The organism is Cellulomonas wangleii (assembly GCF_018388445.1).
Taxonomy (GTDB): Bacteria; Actinomycetota; Actinomycetes; order Actinomycetales; family Cellulomonadaceae; genus Cellulomonas; species Cellulomonas wangleii.
On the sequence record NZ_CP074405.1, the window covers coordinates 1,744,529 to 1,763,676 of the forward strand.

Consider the following 19,148-nt stretch of genomic DNA (forward strand, 5'->3'; position numbering starts at 1 on the left):
GACGCGGATCACGGCGGCGAAGCACGACACGCGCGGCGCGGTCGTTGATCCGGGGTCGGCGGCCACCTAGCGTCACGACCCGACAGCACATCTGACATAACTCTCACCTTCAACCTGAGGGTGAAGGTTGACGAGCACGACCCGCGTCCCGCGTGTCGGGGCGAGCACCAGCGGCCCGGCACGCCGCGACCCGCGAACGAGAGGCACCCACCGTGGCAGCTCCGCAGAACTATCTGGCGGTCATCAAGGTCGTCGGCATCGGCGGTGGCGGCGTGAACGCCGTCAACCGCATGATCGAGGTCGGCCTCAAGGGTGTCGAGTTCATCGCCGTCAACACCGACGCCCAGGCCCTGCTCATGTCCGACGCCGACGTCAAGCTCGACGTCGGCCGCGAGCTGACGCGCGGGCTCGGGGCAGGGGCGGACCCCGAGGTCGGCAAGAAGGCGGCCGAGGACCACTCCGAGGAGATCGAGGACGTCCTGCGGGGCGCCGACATGGTGTTCGTCACCGCCGGCGAGGGCGGCGGCACCGGGACCGGCGGCGCACCCGTCGTCGCGCGGATCGCCCGCTCGCTGGGCGCGCTGACGATCGGTGTCGTGACGCGACCGTTCACCTTCGAGGGCCGCCGGCGCTCCGTGCAGGCCGACGCCGGCATCGAGGCGCTGCGAGCCGAGGTCGACACCCTCATCGTCATCCCCAACGACCGGCTGCTGTCGATCTCCGACCGGTCCGTCTCCGTGCTCGACGCGTTCCACTCCGCCGACCAGGTGCTGCTGTCCGGCGTCCAGGGCATCACCGACCTCATCACCACGCCCGGCCTCATCAACCTCGACTTCGCCGACGTCAAGTCCGTCATGCAGGGTGCCGGCTCCGCCCTCATGGGCATCGGCTTCGCACGCGGGGAGGACCGCGCCGTGCAGGCGGCGGAGATGGCGATCTCGTCGCCGCTGCTGGAGGCCAGCATCGACGGCGCCCACGGCGTGCTGCTGTCGATCCAGGGCGGGTCCGACCTCGGCCTGTTCGAGATCAACGAGGCAGCCCGGCTGGTGCAGGAGGCCGCGCACGCCGAGGCGAACATCATCTTCGGTGCGGTCATCGACGACGCCCTCGGCGACGAGGTCCGGGTCACCGTCATCGCTGCCGGGTTCGACGGCGGTGGTCCCGTCGTGCGTCGCGACGCCCGCGCGCTCGGCCAGGTCAGCGGCGCGACCGCCCGCCAGGTGCCCGCCGTGGCGCCCGTCACGACCCTGCCGGGTGCCGGTCCGGCCCCGACGCCGCGCCCCGTGCAGCTCCCCGACGAGGACCTGGTGCCGGTCGGCACCGTGCGCACCACCGGTCAGCCCGGCGAGGCAGCGCGCCCCGAGGTGCCGGCGTTCATGGCGACGCGGTCCGAGCCCGCGCCCGCCACGGGGTCGCTCGAGGTGCCCCGCGTGCTGGCGGAGGAGCCCGCCCGCCGCGAGCGGGACGAGCTCGACGTGCCCGACTTCCTCAAGTAGGTCCGTGTGGCCGACCGTCCGGGGCCGGCGGACGGCGTCGTGATCGACGCCGTTCCGCTCGGCCCCGGCGTCGTGGCGGGGTTCACCTCGCGGGCCGGCGGCCGCAGCGGCGGCCCGTGGCGTGGTCTGAACCTGGGGACCCGGGTGGGTGACGACCCCGCCGCCGTCGCCGCCAACCGGCGCGCGCTGGAGCAGCGGATCGGTGCGCCGGTCGTGCTCGCCACCCAGGTGCACGGCGCCGACGTGCTGCTCGTCACCGACGTGTCGTCGCGGGACCTCCCCGCGGATGGTCTGGTGACGACGACCCCGGACGTGGCGGTGGGTGTGTACGTGGCGGACTGCGCACCCGTGCTGCTGGCCGACCCCGTGGCCCGCGTCGTGGCCGCCGCGCACGCCGGCCGGGCGGGGCTGGCGGCCGGCGTGCTGCAGGCCACGGTGGCCGCCATGGTCCGGCGGGGCGCGGACCCGGCGCGCACCGTCGCCGCCGTCGGCCCCTGCATCGCCGGCGCGTCCTACGAGGTCCCCGCCGCGATGCGGGACGAGGTGGCCGCCGTGGTGCCGGAGGCGGCCGCGACGACGGCGGCGGGCACGCCCGCGCTCGACCTCGCGGCCGGTGCGCGCGCGGTGCTGCTGCGCGCCGGGCTGGTCCACGTCCACGCGGACGGCCGTGACACGTACCGCGACGCCGACCTGTACTCGCACCGCCGCGCGGTCCACGAGGGCTCGGCGACCACCGGGCGGTTCGTCGGCGTCGTCCGGCTGCTCCCGGCGCGCACCGCGCCGACCGGGTGACCTCGTGAGCGGCGGCCGCGACACGCCCGCGTGTCGCCGCGCCCTCCCGGGCCTGCGTTGCTAGCGTGACCAGCGCGGAGACGATCGACACCGCACCGACACCGTTCCCGGCACCTGCCGGGCGGCCGGTGCCGTCAGGCAGGGCCGCAGGAGTCGGGGGAGCCCGGCGGATGGGAGACGACGCGATGGCCGGAGCGCTGCGCAAGACGATGCTGTACCTCGGCCTGGCCGACGACCGGTCCGACCACGAGGAGTACCTCGAGGAGTACGAGGAGGCGGAGGTCGCCGTGCCCGAGGACAGCTACGAGGCCCAGGTCATGCCGCTGCACCGAACGCCGCGGGTGCAGGCTGCACCGGCGCCGCACGAGGCGGGCGACCTGCGCCGCATCACGACCATCCACCCCCGCTCGTACAACGACGCGCGCAAGATCGGCGAGGCGTTCCGCGAGGGGACGCCGGTGATCATGAACCTCACGGACATGGACGACTCGGACGCCAAGCGTCTCGTCGACTTCTCCGCAGGGCTGATCTTCGGCCTGCACGGTGCCATCGAGCGCGTGACGAGCAAGGTCTTCCTGCTGTCGCCCGCGCACGTGGAGCTGGCGGGCGACGCGGCGACCGCTGCCGAGCCGGCGACGCGTTCCGGCTTCTACAACCAGAGCTGACGCGTGCGCCTGCTCGCCAGCCTGCTGTACCTGGTCGTCCTCGTCTTCTTCCTGCTGCTGCTCGTGCGCCTGGTGCTGGACTGGGTCCAGGTCTTCGCGCGCGACTGGCGGCCGACGGGGTTCGTCCTCGTCGTCGCGGAGGTGACCTACTCGGTCACCGACCCGCCCCTGCGCGCGCTGCGGCGCGTCCTGCCGCCGATCGGCATCGGCTCCGTGCGGTTCGACCTGGCCTTCCTGGTGCTCGCGCTCGTGTGCTCGCTGCTGCTCCAGGTGCTGGGCAGGCTGTCCTGAACCGCCGTTCGACGGGCGCCCGTGCGGGCGTCCGCGGGGTGCGCGCAGCACGCGTCCTCGAAGTGTCGGGAGGCGTACGCCGCCCGGATTCTCCGCTACCGTGGCCCGAGGTGGTCGGTGGACTGACTGCCGCCGGCCAGAGCCAGTACGACCGACAGAGGTGACGACGATGGCACTGCTCACCGCAGACGACGTCCTGAACAAGAAGTTCCAGGCGACGAAGTTCCGGGAAGGCTACGACCAGGACGAGGTCGACGACTTCCTGGACGAGGTCGTCAACACCCTGCGGGACGTCCAGGGCGAGAACGACGACCTGAAGACGAAGCTCGCGGCCGCGGAGCGACGCATCGCGGAGCTCAGCCGCGCAGGTGCCCAGCAGGCCGCGCCCGCGCCCAAGCCGGAGCCGACCCCGGAGCCGACCCCCGCTCCCGCTCCGGCCCAGCCCGCCCCCGTGCCGGCCATGGCCCAGCCGTCCGTCGTGTCGGCGCCGGCGCCCGGCCCCGCGCGGGGCAACGAGCCCGAGTCCGCGACCGGCATGCTCGCCCTGGCGCAGAAGCTGCACGACGACTACGTGCGCAGCGGCCAGGAGGAGTCCGACCGGCTCATCAACGAGGCGAAGACGCGGGCCAACCGGATCGTGCGTGAGGCGGAGGAGACCTCGCAGCGCACCCTCGGCCAGCTCGAGCAGGAGCGCTCGCTCCTCGAGCGCAAGATCGACGAGCTGCGGGTGTTCGAGCGGGACTACCGCACGCGCCTCAAGAGCTACCTCGAGAACCTCCTCGGGGACCTCGAGAACCGCGGCAACGCGCTGCCGCCCCGCTCGGGCCAGGGCCAGTCGGTCCCGGAGAGCCAGAGCATCTGATCGACTGCCCGCCGCCGGGGGTGCGTGCCCGCCCCCGGCGGCGTCGGCGTGCCCGGACGGCACCAGGGCGACGACGGTGCGGCCGACGGCGGCCAGGAGGGCGCGGCGGTCGCCCCAGCGGCCACCGGCTGGTCGGCCCGGCGTGTCGCGTGCCCCGCGCCCGTCGTGTCCTGTTGTGCGGTGCCCCGGACGCGCATAAAGTCGGCGCACTCGAGACGGGGGGAACGTCCGTGACCATCAATGATGCCTTGAGCACGCTGACGACGGGGTCCGACGAGGAACGGGGGGGACCGGTCGCGCTGCTGCCGGTGCGTGACGGCGAGGTGCCGTGGACCCGAGCCGAGATCGACCAGGTCACCGACGAGCTCACTGCCGACCGCCTACGCCTCATCGACGAGGTGGCTGCGGCCGACGCTGAGCTGTCGGATCTGCTGCGCAACTCCGGCGACGGTGCCGGGGACGACCAGGCGGACTCCGGTTCGTCCGCACTCGAGCGTGAGCACGAGCTCACCCTCGTGAACAACACGCGCGACCTGCTCGACCAGACCTCTCACGCGCTCGACCGGCTCGCCGCCGGGACGTTCGGTGTGTGCGAGTCCTGCGGGCAGGCCATCGGCAAGGCACGCCTGCAGGCGTTCCCGCGCGCGATGCTGTGCGTGAGCTGCAAGCAGCGGGAGGAGCGCCGCTGAGGCGCCCGTAGACTCCTGCGGTGCCCACGACGGACGACGACACCGCCCTGCCCGACGACCGCCCGACACCCGCCGCGACCGCGACGGGCGACGACGGAGCGGGTGGGGCGGTGCTCGTCGCCCCCGAGCGCCGTCGTCGGCTGATCCGCGGGCTCGTCGCCCTCACCCTCTCGGTGCTGGTCGTGGACCAGGTCACCAAGGTGTGGGCGGTGGCCGCGCTGGCCCCGGGGGAGCGCACGCCGCTGCTCGGGGACCTGTTCGGGCTCCAGCTCGTCCGCAACCCCGGCGCCGCGCTCTCGATCGCGACGGGCATGACCTGGGTCCTGACGCTGGTCGCGGTGGTCGTCGTCATCGTGATCGTGCGGGTGTCGCGGCGTATCGGCTCGGCGGGCTGGGCGGTGGCCCTGGGGCTGCTGCTCGGGGGTGCGCTCGGCAACCTCGTGGACCGGATGGTCCGCGAGCCCGGGCCGCTGCGCGGCCACGTCATCGACTTCCTCGCGTACGGGCGGCTCTTCATCGGGAACATCGCGGACATCGCCATCGTCGTGGCGGCGGTGCTGGTCGTGTGGCTCACCTCGCGCGGCATCCACGTCGACGGCAGCCGCGACGGGCACGACGCCGCTCCTCCGGGAACGGCGGGCGATCCCGCACCGGCCGACGGCACCGACGTGCCCGACACCGCCACGCCCGACACCGCCACGCCCGGCACCGCCACGCCCGGCACCGCCACGCCCGGCACCACGAAGCCGGGCCCCAGCACGTCCGGCCCGATCACGGGTGGGGGTGCGGCGTGAGCGGCACGCGGGCGCTGCCCGTCCCGGACGGCCTGGCCGGTGAGCGGGTCGACGCCGCGCTCGCCCGTCTGCTGGGGCTGTCGCGCACGCGCGCCGCGGAGCTCGCCGCCGAGGGTGCCGTCCGTGTCGACGGGCTCCCGGTGGGCAAGTCCGACCGGCTGGTCGCGGGTGCCTACCTGGAGGTCGACCTGGAGCCCGCGGCTCCCGCCGTGCCGGCCGTGGTCCCCGAGCCCGTGCCGGGGATGCGGATCGTCCACGACGACGACGACCTCGTGGTCGTCGACAAGCCCGTCGGTGTCGCGGCGCACCCGTCGCCCGGCTGGACGGGTCCCACCGTGGTGGGCGCGCTCGCCGCCGCGGGCTACCGCATCTCCACGTCCGGCTCCGCCGAGCGCCAGGGCATCGTCCACCGCCTCGACGCGGGCACGTCCGGCCTCATGGTGGTCGCCAAGAGCGAGCACGCGTACACCGAGCTCAAGCGGGCGTTCAAGGAGCGCACGGTCGAGAAGGTCTACCACGCGCTGGTGCAGGGCCACCCGTCGCCGACGACGGGCACGATCGACGCCCCGATCGGCCGTCACCCGTCGTCGGACTGGAAGTTCGCCGTGGTCGCGGGTGGCAAGCCGTCGGTCACGCACTACGAGGTGCTGGAGATGCTGCCCGGGGCCTCGCTGGTCGAGGTGCACCTGGAGACGGGTCGGACGCACCAGATCCGCGTGCACTTCGCTGCGCTGCACCACAGCCTGGTGGGGGACCTCACCTACGGGGCCGATCCCGCGCTCGCGGCGCGTGTCGGGGTCACCCGGCAGTGGCTGCACGCGATGCGCCTGGGCTTCGAGCACCCCGGGACGGGGCAGTGGTTCGAGGCCGCCAGCGAGTACCCGGACGACCTCGCCGCCGGGCTCGAGACGCTGCGGGGGGCGTACTCCTAGATCCCGGCGGGGCAGTCCGGGGGCGTCGGTGGGGCGACGTAGGATCGCCAGCATGAGTGCTGGAGGATCCCCGGACCCGTCCTTCGTCCACCTCCACGTGCACAGCGAGTACTCGATGCTCGACGGCGCCGCGCGTATCGGCGAGATGCTCGACGAGGCCAAGCGGCTGGGCCAGACGGCCATGGCGATCACGGACCACGGCTACCTGTTCGGCGCGTTCGAGTTCTGGCAGAAGGCGACGGACCGGGGCATCAAGCCCATCATCGGCGTCGAGGCGTACGTCACGCCGGGCACCAGCCGGTTCGACCAGAACCGCGTGCGCTGGGGCGAGGCGCACCAGGCGGCCGACGACGTCTCGGCGCGCGGTGCGTACACGCACCTGACACTGCTGAGCCGCACCACCGAGGGCATGCACAACCTGTTCCGGATGGGGTCGTTGGCGTCCCTCGAGGGCCAGATGGGCAAGTGGCCGCGCATGGACCGTGAGCTGATGTCGCGGTACTCCGACGGTCTGATCGCCACCAGCGGGTGCCCGTCGGGGGAGATCCAGACGCGCCTGCGCCTCGGTCACTACGACGAGGCCGTGCGTGCCGCGGGCGAGCTGCAGGACATCTTCGGCAAGGAGAGCTTCTACATCGAGGTCATGGACCACGGCCTCGACATCGAGCGTCGGGTCATCAAGGACCTGCTGCGCGTCGCCGAGGGCATCGGTGCCCCGCTCGTGGCGACGAACGACCTGCACTACACGCGTGAGGAGGACGCCCACGCGCACGAGGTGCTGCTCGCGGTGCAGTCCGGCTCGACGCTCGACGAGCCGACGAGCGACCAGGGCGGCAGCCGGTTCGCGTTCAGCGGGTCCGGCTACTACGTGAAGTCGGCCGCGGAGATGCGCCGCACGTGGGCCGAGCTGCCCGAGGCGTGCGACAACACGGTGCTGATCGCCGAGCAGTGCGAGGTCAAGTTCAACACCGGGGCGAACTACATGCCCCGCTTCCCCGTCCCGGCGGGGGAGAACGAGGAGTCGTGGTTCATCAAGGAGGTCGAGCGCGGCCTGCAGCGGCGCTACCACGGCTCGGTGCCCGACGCGGTGCGCAAGCAGGCCGAGTACGAGACGGGCGTCATCACGCAGCTCGGCTTCTCCGGCTACTTCCTCGTCGTCGCCGACTTCATCAACTGGGCCAAGGCGCAGGGCATCCGCGTCGGACCCGGTCGTGGCTCGGCGGCCGGCTCCATGGCGTCGTACGCCATGGGCATCACCGAGCTCGACCCGCTCGAGCACGGCCTGATCTTCGAGCGGTTCCTCAACCCCGAGCGCGTGTCCTGGCCCGACGTCGACGTGGACTTCGACGAGCGCCGGCGCGGCGAGGTCATCCGCTACGTCACCGAGAAGTACGGCGACGACCGGGTCTGCCAGATCGTCACCTACGGCACGATCAAGGCCAAGCAGGCCCTCAAGGACGCGTCGCGCGTCCTCGGCTTCCCGTTCGCGATGGGCGACAAGCTCACCAAGGCGATGCCCCCGGCCGTCATGGGCAAGGACATCCCGCTGTCGGGCATGTACGACCCGGAGCACCCGCGCTACGCCGAGGCCGACGAGTTCCGCCAGGTCGTGGCGGCGGACCCCGAGGCGCAGCGCGTGCTGGAGACGGCCCGCGGGCTGGAGAACCTCAAGCGGCAGTGGGGTGTGCACGCCGCCGGCGTCATCATGTCGAGCGAGCCGCTGCTCGACATCATCCCGATCATGAAGCGCCCGCAGGACGGGGCGATCATCACGCAGTTCGACCAGCCGGCGTCCGAGGCCCTCGGCCTCATCAAGATGGACTTCCTGGGTCTGCGCAACCTCACGATCCTCGACGACGCGCTCGAGAACATCGTGATGAACGGCAAGCCCGCGATCGAGATCGAGACGGTCCCGCTCGACGACCCTGCGACGTACGAGCTCCTCGGCCGCGGTGACACGCTCGGGGTCTTCCAGCTCGACGGCGGGCCCATGCGCTCGCTGCTGCGCCAGATGCGCCCGGACAACTTCGAGGACATCTCGGCCGTCATCGCGCTCTACCGCCCGGGCCCGATGGGCATGAACTCGCACGTCAACTACGCGGTGCGCAAGAACGGCCTGCAGGAGATCGAGCCGATCCACCCCGAGCTGGTGGAGCCGCTCGAGGAGGTCGTCGGCGTCACGCACGGCCTGATCGTCTACCAGGAGCAGGTGCAGAAGGCGGCCCAGGTGCTGGCCGGGTACTCGCTGGGTCAGGCCGACCTGCTGCGTCGCGCGATGGGCAAGAAGAAGAAGGAGGTGCTCGACAAGGAGTTCATCCCCTTCCAGGCCGGCATGCGCGAGCGCGGGTACTCCGACGGCGCGATCCAGGCCGTCTGGGACGTCCTCGTGCCGTTCGCCGGCTACGCCTTCAACAAGGCGCACTCCGCGGCGTACGGCGTCGTCTCGTACTGGACCGCCTACCTCAAGGCGAACTTCCCCACCGAGTACATGGCGGCGCTGCTCACCAGCGTGCGTGACGACAAGGACAAGTCGGCCCTGTACCTCGGTGAGTGCCGGCACATGGGCATCACGGTGCTGCCGCCGGACGTGAACTCGTCGTCGGCGAACTTCACGGCCGTGGGTGTCGACATCCGGTTCGGCCTGACGGCCGTGCGCAACGTCGGCGCGAACGTCGTGGACGCGATCGTGGCGGCCCGCGAGGAGAAGGGCGCGTTCACGTCCTTCACCGACTTCCTCGACAAGGTGCCGGCGGTCGTCTGCAACAAGCGGACGATCGAGTCGCTCATCAAGGCCGGTGCGTTCGACTCCCTCGGCCACCCCCGTCGGGCGCTCCTGCTGATCCACGAGCAGGCCGTGGACGCGGTCATCGACGTCAAGCGCAAGGAGGCGACGGGCCAGTTCGACCTGTTCGCCGACCTGGGCGGTGACGACGAGACCGGCACCGGCATCGCCGTGACGATCCCGGACCTGCCGGACTGGGACAAGAAGCAGCGCCTGGCGTTCGAGCGCGAGATGCTCGGCCTGTACGTCTCGGACCATCCGCTGTCGGGGCTCGAGCACGTGCTGTCCGCGCAGGCCGACGTGTCGATCGCGACGCTCAACGCGGACACCGAGCGCCCCGACGGGTCGACGGTCGTGGTCGCGGGCCTGGTGACGACCCTGCAGCGCAAGATGTCGAAGCAGGGCAACCCGTGGGCCGCCGTGACGCTCGAGGACATGGAGGGCTCCGTCGAGATCATGTTCTTCGGCGAGACCTACCTCGCCTACTCGACGGTGCTGGCCGAGGACGCGGTGCTCGTGGTGCGGGGCCGTGTGCGTCGCCGCGACGACCAGATGCAGCTGCAGGCGATGGAGGTCTCCATCCCGGACACGTCGCAGGCCGCCGACTCCCCGGTCGTGGTGTCCCTGACGGAGGGCCGCTGCACGCCGCCCGTCGTCGAGCGGCTGCGCGAGGTGCTGTCGACGCACCCGGGCGTCACCGAGGTCCACCTGCGGCTCACCAGCCCCGGCCGGGCCGTGGTGATGCGGCTCGACGACGGGCTGCGCGTCGAGCGGTCACCCTCGTTGTTCGGGGACCTCAAGGCCCTGCTCGGTCCGAGCTGCCTGGCGTCCTGATCCCGGTCCCGCACCCGGTCGGCCACGTGCCGGCCGGGTGGCCGCGCTGCGCAGTCCGTGCCCGGTCAGTCCTCGACGGTCGCGCGCTGCACGCCGCCGGGCAGGTCGACCTCCACCACGTCGCCCGGGCGCAGCTGCCGACCGCGGCGGGCCTCGGGCTCCCCGTTGACGGTCACCGCGCCGTCGTCGAGGAGGGCGCGGGCGTGCCCGCCGGTGTCGGCGAGGCCGACGAGCTTGAGGAACTGGCCGAGGCGGATGGGCTCGTCGTGCTGGGTCACGTGGCCAGTCTGCCAGGCGCGGCACGGTGTCCCCGCGCGGCACCGTCGCCCGGTGCGGCAACCGTCGCCGCGCCGGATCCGCGGGCGGCGGACGGCCCCGACCCGTCACCGTGCGTCGTCCTAGACTCGATCCCGTGATCTCCAGAATCGACCTGCGCGGTCGCCGTCCGTCACGTCGTGAGCTGCTCCTCGAGCTGCCCCGGGCCGAGCTCGATGTCGAGCACGCCACCACCACGGTGGCACCGATCCTCGAGGCGGTGCGCACGCGGGGCGCGGACGCCCTGCGCGAGCTGGCCGAGCGGTTCGACGGCGTGCGTCCCGCGTACGTGCGGGTCCCGGCCGAGGTGGTCGCCGGTGCGGTGGGGGCGCTGGACCCGCAGGTCCGCGCCGCGCTGGAGGAGACGATCCGACGGGTGCGTGCCGTGCACGGCGCGCAGCGCCCGCAGGACTTCACGGTGCAGGTCGCGCCGGGTGCCCAGGTGCGCCAGCGCTGGCTCCCGGTGCGCCGCGTCGGGCTGTACGTGCCCGGCGGCCTCGCGGTGTACCCGTCGTCGGTCGTCATGAACGTCGTGGCGGCCCAGGAGGCCGGCGTGACGTCGCTCGCGGTCGTGTCCCCGCCCCAGAAGGACAACGACGGGCTGCCCGACCCCGTGGTCCTGGCCACCTGCGCCCTGCTCGGCGTGGACGAGGTCTACGCCGTCGGCGGCGCGCAGGCGGTCGCGATGCTGGCGTACGGCGCAGCGGGCAGCGAGGACGTCGACGGCGAGACGCTGTGCGAGCCCGTGGACGTCATCACCGGACCCGGCAACGTCTACGTCGCGGCGGCCAAGCGCCTGGTGCGCGGCGTCGTGGGCATCGACGCCGAGGCCGGCCCGACGGAGATCGCGATCCTCGCGGACGGCACCGCCGACCCCGTGCACGTCGCCGCCGACCTCATCTCCCAGGCTGAGCACGACCCGCTCGCCGCGGCCGTGCTCGTCACGCCGTCCGTGGAGCTGGCGGGTGCGGTCGAGGCGAAGCTCGTCGACCTGACGGACGCCACCGCCAACCGGGACCGCGTCGGGGTCGCGCTGCGGGGCACCCAGTCGGCGATCGTCCTGGTCGACGACCTGGACGCCGGCCTCGACGTCGTGAACGCCTACGGGGCCGAGCACCTGGAGATCCAGACGGTCGACGCCGCCGCCTGGGCGGACCGCGTCACGAGCGCCGGCGCGATCTTCGTCGGGCCGTGGTCCCCGGTGTCCCTGGGCGACTACATGGCGGGGTCGAACCACGTGCTGCCCACCGGCGGCTGCGCGCACTTCGCCAGCGGCCTGGGTGTGCACTCGTTCCTGCGTGCCGTGCAGGTGATCGAGTACGACGCCGACGCGCTGGCCGCCGTGGCCGACCGGGTCGTGGCGCTGGCCGACGCCGAGGGGCTGCCGGCCCACGGCGAGGCGGTGCGCGCGCGGTTCTGAACGACGCGGCCCGTCGCGCTCGGCGCGGCGGGCCCGTGCGCTCACGCGTCGGTGCCCGGCCCGGGCGTCAGCCCACCCCGAGCACGAACGGCAGCACCTCGGTCGCGCCGGCACGGCGCAGCAGACGGCCGGCCACCGTCAGCGTCCAGCCGGTGTCGGTGCGGTCGTCCACCAGCAGCACCCGTCGACCGTCGACCGCGGCCGCCACGTCGGGCGGCAGGTCGACGTGGCGCAGCACGTCCGCCAGCCGCTGCGCGGAGTTCACGTCGTGCCGCGACGGCGTCCCGGTCGGCAGCAGCGCGCCGACGAGCGGCACGCCCAGCAGCCGCGCCGTCCCGGCCGCCAGGTGCTCGACGAGGGCGCCGCGGCTCTCCGACGCGACGGCGACGACGACGTCCACCGGGGGGGCCCACGCGTCCAGCACGGTGCGCACGGCGGGCCGCAGGTTCACCGGCAGCTCCGTGGGCACCTGCTCGCGCAGCGCCTCGCGCAGCGGGCCGCCCCACCCGAGCGCGTCGAGGCGGCCGACGGCACGCCCCTCGGCCACCTGCTCGCCGGGTGCGATCCGTCCCTTGAGGTCCAGCCCGAGCGAGCCCAGACCGCTGGGCCACTGCCGGCGCGCGGTGACGGGCTCGCCGGGCACCGCCAGCAGCTCGCGCGCGTGCTCGACCGCGCCCGCGTCGGGCACCGCCCCGACGCTCGTCCCCGTGCACCGGTCGCAGCGTCCGCACCGCCAGCCGTCGGGCAGGTCCGGGTCGTCGAGCGCGGCGCGCAGGAACGCCATCCGGCAGCCCTCGGTGGCCTGGTAGTCGAGCATCGTGCGCTGCTCGGCGCGCCGTGCGGCGGTGACGCGGGCGTACCGCTCCCCGTCGTAGGCCCACGGCTGCCCGGTGGACTCCCAGCCGCCGCGCACGCGGCGCACCGCGCCGTCGACGTCGAGGACCTTGAGCATCCCCTCGAGGCGGCTGCGGCGCAGGCTGACGAACGTCTCCAGGGCGGCGGTCGACAGCGTCCCCTGGGAGTCGAGCGCCGCGAGCGTCGCGCGCACCTGGTCCTCCGGCGGGAAGGCCGTCGAGGCGAACCACTCCCAGATCGCCTGGTCGTCGTGCCCGGGCAGGAGCACGACGTCGGCGCGGGCGGTCGCACGGCCGGCGCGTCCCACCTGCTGGTAGTAGGCGATGGGGGAGGAGGGCGCGCCCACGTGGACGACGAACCCGAGGTCCGGCTTGTCGTACCCCATGCCGAGGGCCGACGTCGCCACCAGCGCCTTCACGCGGTTGGCGAGGAGGTCGGCCTCGGCCTGCTCGCGCTCGGTGGGGTCGGTCTGGCCGGTGTACGACCGGACGTCGAGCCCGGCCGCGCGCAGGTGCTCGGTCACCTGCTCGACCGCGGCGATGGTCAGGCAGTAGATGATCCCGGAGCCGGTCAAGGTCGGCAGCGTCGACGCGAGCCACGCGAGGCGGGTCGCGACGTCGGGCAGCGCCGTCACCTGCAGCCGCAGGCTGGGCCGGTCGAGCGTGCCGCGCAGCACCAGGGTGCCGGGACCGGCGTCGCCGTCGTCGCCGGTCCCGGTGACGGCGAGCTGCTCGGCGACGTCGGCCGTGACGCGCGCGTTGGCGGTGGCCGTGGTGGCGAGCACCGGCACCCCGGCGGGCAGGTCGGCCAGCAGCGTGCCGATGCGCCGGTAGTCGGGCCGGAAGTCGTGGCCCCAGTCGGACACGCAGTGGGCCTCGTCCACCACCACGAGCCCGGCGTCGGACGCGAGCCGCGGCAGCACCTCGTCGCGGAAGCCGGGGTTGTTGAGGCGCTCGGGGGACACGAGCAGCACGTCGACCTCGCCGGCGGCGATGCGCGCGTGCACCTCGTCCCAGTCCTGCTGGTTGGCCGAGTTGAGCGTCTCCGCGGCGATGCCGGCGCGGCGTGCCGCGTCGACCTGGTTGCGCATGAGCGCGAGCAGCGGCGACACGATGATCGTGGCGCCGCGCGGGGGCCCGGCGGCGCCGCGGCGCAGCAGCGCGGTGGCGACGAAGTACACAGCGGACTTGCCCCACCCGGTGCGCTGCACGACCAGCACCCGCCGGCGGTCCGCGACCAGGGCCTCGACCGCCTGCCACTGGTCCTCGTGCAGGTGGGCGTCGTCGCGTCCGACGAGCGCCCGCAGCACCTCCTCCGCCTGCGCGCGCAGCGCGACCCGGTCGACGGCGGTGGCGGTGTCGGGAGCAGGGGTGGGCATGCCCGGCAGCGTACGTCGGGACGCCGACACGTCCCGGTGCGCGGGCCCCTGGCCGGGGCACGCGGCACGGAACCTAGACTCGGGACGTGACCGCCGCTCCCGACCTGTCGCCCGGCACGCTGCCGCTGCGCCCCGAGCTCGTCGGCATCGAGCCGTACGGTGCCCCGCAGCTCGACGTCCCGGTGCTGCTGAACGTCAACGAGAACCCGTACGCCCCGTCCGACCAGGTCGTCGCCGACGTGGCCGCCGCGGTCGCCGACGCGACCCGCGGCCTCAACCGGTACCCCGACCGCGACTTCGCTGCGCTGCGCGCCGACCTCGCCGCCTACCTCGAGGTCGAGTCGGGTGTGCACCGCGAGCCCGAGCAGATGTGGGCGGCGAACGGCTCGAACGAGATCATGCTGCACGTCATGCAGGCGTTCGGCGGCCCCGGGCGCACCGCGCTGTCGTTCGCCCCGACGTACTCGATGTACCCGGAGTACGCGCGCGGCACGTCGACCGCCTGGGTCACGGGCCGTCGCGCGGAGGACTTCACGCTCGACCCCGACCACGCGCGCGCGACGATCGCGGCGCACGCGCCGAGCGTCGTGCTGCTGGCCAGCCCGAACAACCCGACCGGCACCGCACTGCCGGCGGGCACCGTGCGTGCCGTGCTCGACACCGCCGCCGAGGTGCCCGGCGGGTGCGTCGTGGTGGTCGACGAGGCGTACGGCGAGTTCCGTCGCGAGGGCACGCCGTCGGCGCTCGAGCTGCTCGACGACTACCCGCACCTGGCCGTCAGCCGCACCATGTCCAAGGCCTTCGGCCTGGCCGGTGCGCGCGTCGGCTACCTGTCGGCCTCACGCGCCCTGGTCGACGCGCTGCGCGTCGTGCGCCTGCCGTACCACCTGTCGGCGGTCACGCAGGCGGTCGCGCGCGCCGCGCTGCGGCACGCCCCCGAGCTCATGGCGCAGGTGGGGTCGTTGCGCGCCGAGCGGGACGCCCTGGTGACGTGGCTGCGGGACCACGGGTTCACGGCCGCCGACTCGGACGCGAACTTCGTGCTGTTCGGCCTGTTCGACGACCGCGAGGCGGTCTGGCAGGGTCTGCTCGACCGCGGTGTGCTCGTGCGGGTCACGGGCCCCGAGGGATGGCTCCGGGTGTCGGTCGGCACCCCGGAGGAGACGGCGGCGTTCAAGGACGCCCTGGTGGAGGTGGCAGGACGATGAGTGAGGCACGCCGGCGCACGGCGCGCATCGAGCGCAGCACCAGCGAGTCCAGCGTGCTGGTCGAGCTCGACCTCGACGGCACGGGGCGCACGCAGATCGACACGAGCGTGCCGTTCTACGACCACATGCTCACGGCGCTCGGCAAGCACTCGCTGATCGACCTGACGGTGCAGGCCAAGGGCGACACGCACATCGACGCCCACCACACCGTCGAGGACACCGCGATCGTGCTCGGGCAGGCGCTGCGCGAGGCGCTGGGCGACAAGCGGGGCATCGTCCGCTACGGCGACGCGACGGTGCCGCTCGACGAGGCGCTCGCCCACGCGGTCGTCGACGTCTCGGGACGGCCCTACTTCGTGCACTCGGGTGAGCCCGAGGGGCAGCAGTACCACCTCATCGGCGGCCACTTCACGGGGTCGCTGACCGCGCACGTGCTCGAGTCGATCGCGCACCACGCGGCGTTCACCGTGCACATGCGCGTGCTCGCGGGCCGCGACCCGCACCACATCGTCGAGGCGCAGTTCAAGGCGCTGGCCCGCGCGCTGCGCACGGCCGTGGCGCTGGACCCGCGCGTCGACGGCATCCCGTCCACGAAGGGTGCGCTGTGAGCGAGGACGACCTGCGCGGCATCGAGATCCCCGACGACCTGTCGGGTCTGACCGCGGCACCGACGCCCACGGTGGCCGTCGTCGTGACGCAGGTCGCGGTCGCGCCGGCGCTCGCGGCCGCCTGCTCGCTGGCGGGCGTGGACGTGGACGCGGTGCCGTCGTCCGTGGGCGCGCTCGCGGTGCTGCGTGACCCCGCGGCCGGCGTCCCCGCGGCCGGTGCCGTGTCCCGGCTGCTGCGCCAGGTCCCCGTCGTGCTGCTGGAGCGTCGCGGGGGCAAGGTCACGGCGTCGCAGTGGGTGGGCGGCGAGCACGAGAAGGACCTGCCGGCCGGCCTGGTGCTGTCCGGGGCTCCCGAGGTCCTCGAGGAGCTGCTGCTGGGGGACCTGCCGGCCGGTGAGGTCGAGGGTGTGGTGTCGTCCGTCGGGATGTCGCGCTGGAAGGCGATGAAGCTGCTGGCCGCGCACCGGCGCTGACCCGGCGCCCGGGGACCGTCCGGTCGTCGGACGACTGCCCGGGGCCGCACCGCGTCGCGGTTACCCTGGGGTCGTGTCTCCCCGCGTTGTCGTCCTGGACTACGGCTTCGGGAACGTGCGCTCCGCGGTGCGGGCGCTCGCCCGGGTCGGTGCCGACGTCGAGCTGACCGCCGACAAGCAGGCGGCCCTCGACGCCGACGGTCTCGTGGTGCCCGGTGTCGGTGCGTTCGCCGCCTGCATGCAGGGCCTGCGCGCCGTCGGGGGCGACCAGGTCGTCGACCGCCGGCTGGCCGGCGGTCGCCCGGTGCTCGGCATCTGCGTCGGCATGCAGGTCATGTTCGCCGAGGGTGTCGAGCACGGTGTGCGCACCGAGGGCCTGGGCCAGTGGCCCGGTGTGGTCGACCGCCTCGAGGCCGACGTCGTGCCGCACATGGGCTGGGCCGACGTGACGGCACCGCAGGACTCCGTCCTGCTCGACGGGCTCGACGGCGAGCGCTTCTACTTCGTCCACTCCTACGCCGCGCGCTCCTTCCCGCTGGCCGACGCGCCCCCGGCGGGCGAGCACCCGCTGCCCGCCCCGCGGGTGACGTGGGCCGACCACGGCGGCCGGTTCGTCGCCGCGGTGGAGAACGGGCCGCTGTCGGCCACCCAGTTCCACCCCGAGAAGTCCGGCGACGCCGGCGCGGAGCTGCTGGCCCACTGGGTCGGCTCGCTGCGCTGAGCACGGCACCGCACGTCACCCGCACTGCACTGCACCGCACCGCACCGCACCGCACCGCACCGCACCGGCCCGTCGGAGGTCCGGTGCGGCCCCACCCGGAGAGGACCCATGACTCCCACGCGTGAGCCCCGGCTCGAGCTGCTGCCCGCCGTCGACGTCGCCGACGGCCAGGCCGTCCGCCTCGTGCAGGGCGAGGCCGGCTCGGAGACGGCGTACGGCGACCCGCTGACGGCCGCGCTCGACTGGTACGCCGGCGGGGCGGAGTGGATCCACCTGGTGGACCTGGACGCCGCCTTCGGCCGCGGCACCAACGCGGTCCTGCTCGGCAAGGTGGCCGCCGACCTGGCGGCCAAGGGCGTCAAGGTCGAGCTGTCCGGCGGCATCCGTGACGACGCGTCGCTCGAGCGCGCCCTGGCGACCGGTGCGACCCGGGTCAACCTCGGGACGGCCGCGCTGGAGGACCCGGAGTGGACGGCGGACGTCATCGCCTCGCACGGCGAGCAGATCGCCGTGGGGCTCGACGTGCGCGGCACCACGCTCGCAGCGCGCGGCTGGACGCAGGAGGGCGGCGACCTGTGGGAGGTGCTCGCGCGCCTCGACGCCGCCGGGTGCTCGCGCTACGTCGTCACCGACGTCACCAAGGACGGCACGCTGCGCGGACCCAACCTGGACCTGCTGCGCGAGGTGTGCGCACGCACGTCCGCGCCCGTCGTGGCGTCGGGCGGCATCTCCAGCCTCGAGGACATCCGCGCCCTGCGCGGTCTCGTCGGGGTCGGCGTCGAGGGCGCGATCGTCGGCAAGGCGCTCTACGCGGGTGCGTTCACGCTGCCGCAGGCGCTGGACGTGGCCGGACGCCCGTGAGGGGTCGCGAGCTGCCGCCGTCGTCGCCGTTCGCCGGGGACGACGGGTCCGCCGACCCCACGCTGGTGGACGTGCTCGCCCGGCACGCCGCCGGGGACGCGCCGCTCGCCGACGTGGTGGCTGCCCTGGCGCCCACGCGCGTGCTCGTGCCCGTCCTCGCCGAGCTCGAGGTGGCCGACGTCGTCGAGCACGGCGGCCACGCCCACACGGTCGACAAGGAGGCGTCCGCGGGCATCGTCGCGCTGCGCACGCCCGACGGCCGCACGGCCCTGCCGGTCTTCACGGGGGTCGCGGCGATGGCGCGCTGGCGTGCCGACGCCCGCCCCGTGCCCACCGCGGTCCCGCGGGCGGCACTCTCCGCGGTCGCGGAGGGCTGGGAGGTCCTGGTCCTCGACCCCGCCGGCCCGGTGACCGTCGCGCTGCCGCGCACCGCCGTGTACGCGCTCGCCCAGGGTCACGGCTGGCAGCCGGCCGTCCACGACGGCCGGGTCGACGACGAGGTGTGCTCCGCCGTGCGCGCCGCGCTCGCGGACGTCCGCCTCGTGGTCGACGCGGAGGCGGTGCCCGGCTCCCGCGCCGAGGTGGCGGTGCGGCTCGCCCTGCCCGCCGGGCTGGACCGGGCGGCGCTCGACCGGGTCCTGGCGCAGGTCAACGACGCGCTGGCGCACGACCCGGTGGTCGCGGCCCGCGTGGACTCCCTGGAGCTCCGGGTCCGCGCAGCCTGAGCCGACGGTCGTGCTCAGCGACGCCGGACGGCCCACGCGACCGCCCAGACGCTCGCGACCACGGCGGCGACGACCTGACCGCCGAGGATCACGCGGTTGATGTCGATGGTCGGCTGCCAGTGCGCGCCGTCGTCGTCGACGACGACCATGCCCAGCGGGGTGACGTGCGCGGCGAACCCGCCCGCACCGCCGTCGCCGCTGCCGTGCGCGACGCGGCCCGTCGCGCGGGACCCGTCGTCCGCGGCGTCCGGGGGTGTCAGGTCGCCGTCGCCCCCGCCCGCCCCGGACCCCGTGAGGACCGTGACGCGCGCGACGGGCACGACGAGACGCCCGTCGCGCTCGTACGCCTCGCCGAAGGCCCGGCGGACCGTGAAGGTGTCTGCCGCCGCACCGGTCAGGGTGGCCGGGTCGAACCTGCGCTCCGTCATGTCGTGCCGTCCCGTCGTC

General features: G+C 74.0%; 19 protein-coding genes. 16 read left to right on the forward strand and 3 right to left on the reverse strand.

The window, feature by feature from the left end; genetic code table 11:
- Window positions 1–212 precede the first annotated feature (212 nt).
- The 9 genes from ftsZ (at window position 213) to dnaE (ending at window position 10,137) form a co-directional block, all read left to right on the forward strand.
- The gene (gene ftsZ, locus KG103_RS08045; RefSeq protein ID WP_207341328.1) at window positions 213–1,496 is read left to right on the forward strand and encodes a cell division protein FtsZ; all 1,284 of its coding nucleotides are present in this window, start codon (window positions 213–215) and stop codon (window positions 1,494–1,496) included.
- 39 nt (window positions 1,497–1,535) lie between these two features.
- Window positions 1,536–2,288 carry a peptidoglycan editing factor PgeF gene (gene pgeF / locus KG103_RS08050; RefSeq protein ID WP_307860949.1) on the forward strand — a complete coding sequence of 251 codons (753 nt, stop codon included), beginning with the start codon at window positions 1,536–1,538 and terminating at the stop codon, window positions 2,286–2,288.
- Window positions 2,289–2,473: 185 nt separating this feature from the next.
- Entirely contained in the window at window positions 2,474–2,953 is a 480-nt protein-coding gene (locus KG103_RS08055) for a cell division protein SepF (protein ID WP_207341490.1), read from the forward strand.
- A 3-nt stretch (window positions 2,954–2,956) separates the two neighbouring features.
- Complete coding sequence (locus tag KG103_RS08060) at window positions 2,957–3,244, forward strand: YggT family protein (RefSeq protein ID WP_207341327.1); 288 nt, start codon at window positions 2,957–2,959, stop codon at window positions 3,242–3,244.
- Window positions 3,245–3,413: 169 nt separating this feature from the next.
- Window positions 3,414–4,106 carry a DivIVA domain-containing protein gene (locus tag KG103_RS08065; RefSeq protein ID WP_207341326.1) on the forward strand — a complete coding sequence of 231 codons (693 nt, stop codon included), beginning with the start codon at window positions 3,414–3,416 and terminating at the stop codon, window positions 4,104–4,106.
- Between the two features lie 248 nt (window positions 4,107–4,354).
- Window positions 4,355–4,795: a TraR/DksA family transcriptional regulator gene (locus KG103_RS08070; RefSeq protein ID WP_207800455.1), complete on the forward strand. Its 441-nt coding sequence runs from the start codon at window positions 4,355–4,357 to the stop codon at window positions 4,793–4,795.
- Window positions 4,796–4,815: 20 nt separating this feature from the next.
- Window positions 4,816–5,589 (forward strand): signal peptidase II, encoded by a 774-nt coding sequence (gene lspA, locus KG103_RS08075; protein WP_249670853.1) that lies wholly within the window; start codon window positions 4,816–4,818, stop codon window positions 5,587–5,589.
- Window positions 5,586–6,521, forward strand: coding sequence for an RluA family pseudouridine synthase (locus tag KG103_RS08080; protein WP_207341325.1), 936 nt, complete (start codon window positions 5,586–5,588; stop codon window positions 6,519–6,521). Before lspA ends, KG103_RS08080 begins: the two co-directional genes overlap by 4 nt.
- Before the next feature lie 52 nt (window positions 6,522–6,573).
- Window positions 6,574–10,137 (forward strand): DNA polymerase III subunit alpha, encoded by a 3,564-nt coding sequence (gene dnaE / locus KG103_RS08085; protein ID WP_207341324.1) that lies wholly within the window; start codon window positions 6,574–6,576, stop codon window positions 10,135–10,137.
- A gap of 65 nt (window positions 10,138–10,202) precedes the next feature.
- On the opposite strand, the gene KG103_RS08090 is transcribed toward dnaE, so the two are convergent.
- Entirely contained in the window at window positions 10,203–10,415 is a 213-nt protein-coding gene (locus KG103_RS08090) for an RNA-binding S4 domain-containing protein (RefSeq protein WP_207341323.1), read from the reverse strand.
- A gap of 134 nt (window positions 10,416–10,549) precedes the next feature.
- Here KG103_RS08090 and hisD point away from each other — a divergent pair, with 134 nt between their 5' ends.
- Complete coding sequence (hisD, locus tag KG103_RS08095; RefSeq protein WP_207341322.1) at window positions 10,550–11,872, forward strand: histidinol dehydrogenase; 1,323 nt, start codon at window positions 10,550–10,552, stop codon at window positions 11,870–11,872.
- Between the two features lie 67 nt (window positions 11,873–11,939).
- On the opposite strand, the gene KG103_RS08100 is transcribed toward hisD, so the two are convergent.
- The gene (locus KG103_RS08100; protein WP_207341321.1) at window positions 11,940–14,105 is read right to left on the reverse strand and encodes a RecQ family ATP-dependent DNA helicase; all 2,166 of its coding nucleotides are present in this window, start codon (window positions 14,103–14,105) and stop codon (window positions 11,940–11,942) included.
- 86 nt (window positions 14,106–14,191) lie between these two features.
- Between KG103_RS08100 and KG103_RS08105 the strand changes: the two genes are divergently transcribed.
- From KG103_RS08105 to KG103_RS08130, 6 genes are all read left to right on the forward strand, one after another.
- On the forward strand, window positions 14,192–15,313 hold the full coding sequence (locus KG103_RS08105) for a histidinol-phosphate transaminase (protein WP_207341320.1): 1,122 nt from the start codon (window positions 14,192–14,194) through the stop codon (window positions 15,311–15,313).
- A complete protein-coding gene (gene hisB / locus KG103_RS08110; protein ID WP_207341319.1) occupies window positions 15,310–15,921 on the forward strand; it encodes an imidazoleglycerol-phosphate dehydratase HisB in 612 nt (203 codons plus the stop codon). The genes KG103_RS08105 and hisB overlap by 4 nt, the downstream gene beginning before the upstream one ends.
- Window positions 15,918–16,394 (forward strand): hypothetical protein, encoded by a 477-nt coding sequence (locus KG103_RS08115; RefSeq protein WP_207341318.1) that lies wholly within the window; start codon window positions 15,918–15,920, stop codon window positions 16,392–16,394. Before hisB ends, KG103_RS08115 begins: the two co-directional genes overlap by 4 nt.
- Window positions 16,395–16,467: 73 nt before the next feature.
- Window positions 16,468–17,115 carry an imidazole glycerol phosphate synthase subunit HisH gene (hisH, locus tag KG103_RS08120; protein ID WP_207341317.1) on the forward strand — a complete coding sequence of 216 codons (648 nt, stop codon included), beginning with the start codon at window positions 16,468–16,470 and terminating at the stop codon, window positions 17,113–17,115.
- 108 nt (window positions 17,116–17,223) lie between these two features.
- A complete protein-coding gene (gene priA / locus KG103_RS08125) occupies window positions 17,224–17,976 on the forward strand; it encodes a bifunctional 1-(5-phosphoribosyl)-5-((5-phosphoribosylamino)methylideneamino)imidazole-4-carboxamide isomerase/phosphoribosylanthranilate isomerase PriA (protein ID WP_207341316.1) in 753 nt (250 codons plus the stop codon).
- The gene (locus KG103_RS08130; RefSeq protein WP_207341315.1) at window positions 17,973–18,701 is read left to right on the forward strand and encodes an SseB family protein; all 729 of its coding nucleotides are present in this window, start codon (window positions 17,973–17,975) and stop codon (window positions 18,699–18,701) included. The genes priA and KG103_RS08130 overlap by 4 nt, the downstream gene beginning before the upstream one ends.
- 14 nt (window positions 18,702–18,715) lie before the next feature.
- On the opposite strand, the gene KG103_RS08135 is transcribed toward KG103_RS08130, so the two are convergent.
- On the reverse strand, window positions 18,716–19,129 hold the full coding sequence (locus tag KG103_RS08135) for a spore germination protein GerW family protein (protein WP_207341314.1): 414 nt from the start codon (window positions 19,127–19,129) through the stop codon (window positions 18,716–18,718).
- Window positions 19,130–19,148 lie beyond the last annotated feature (19 nt).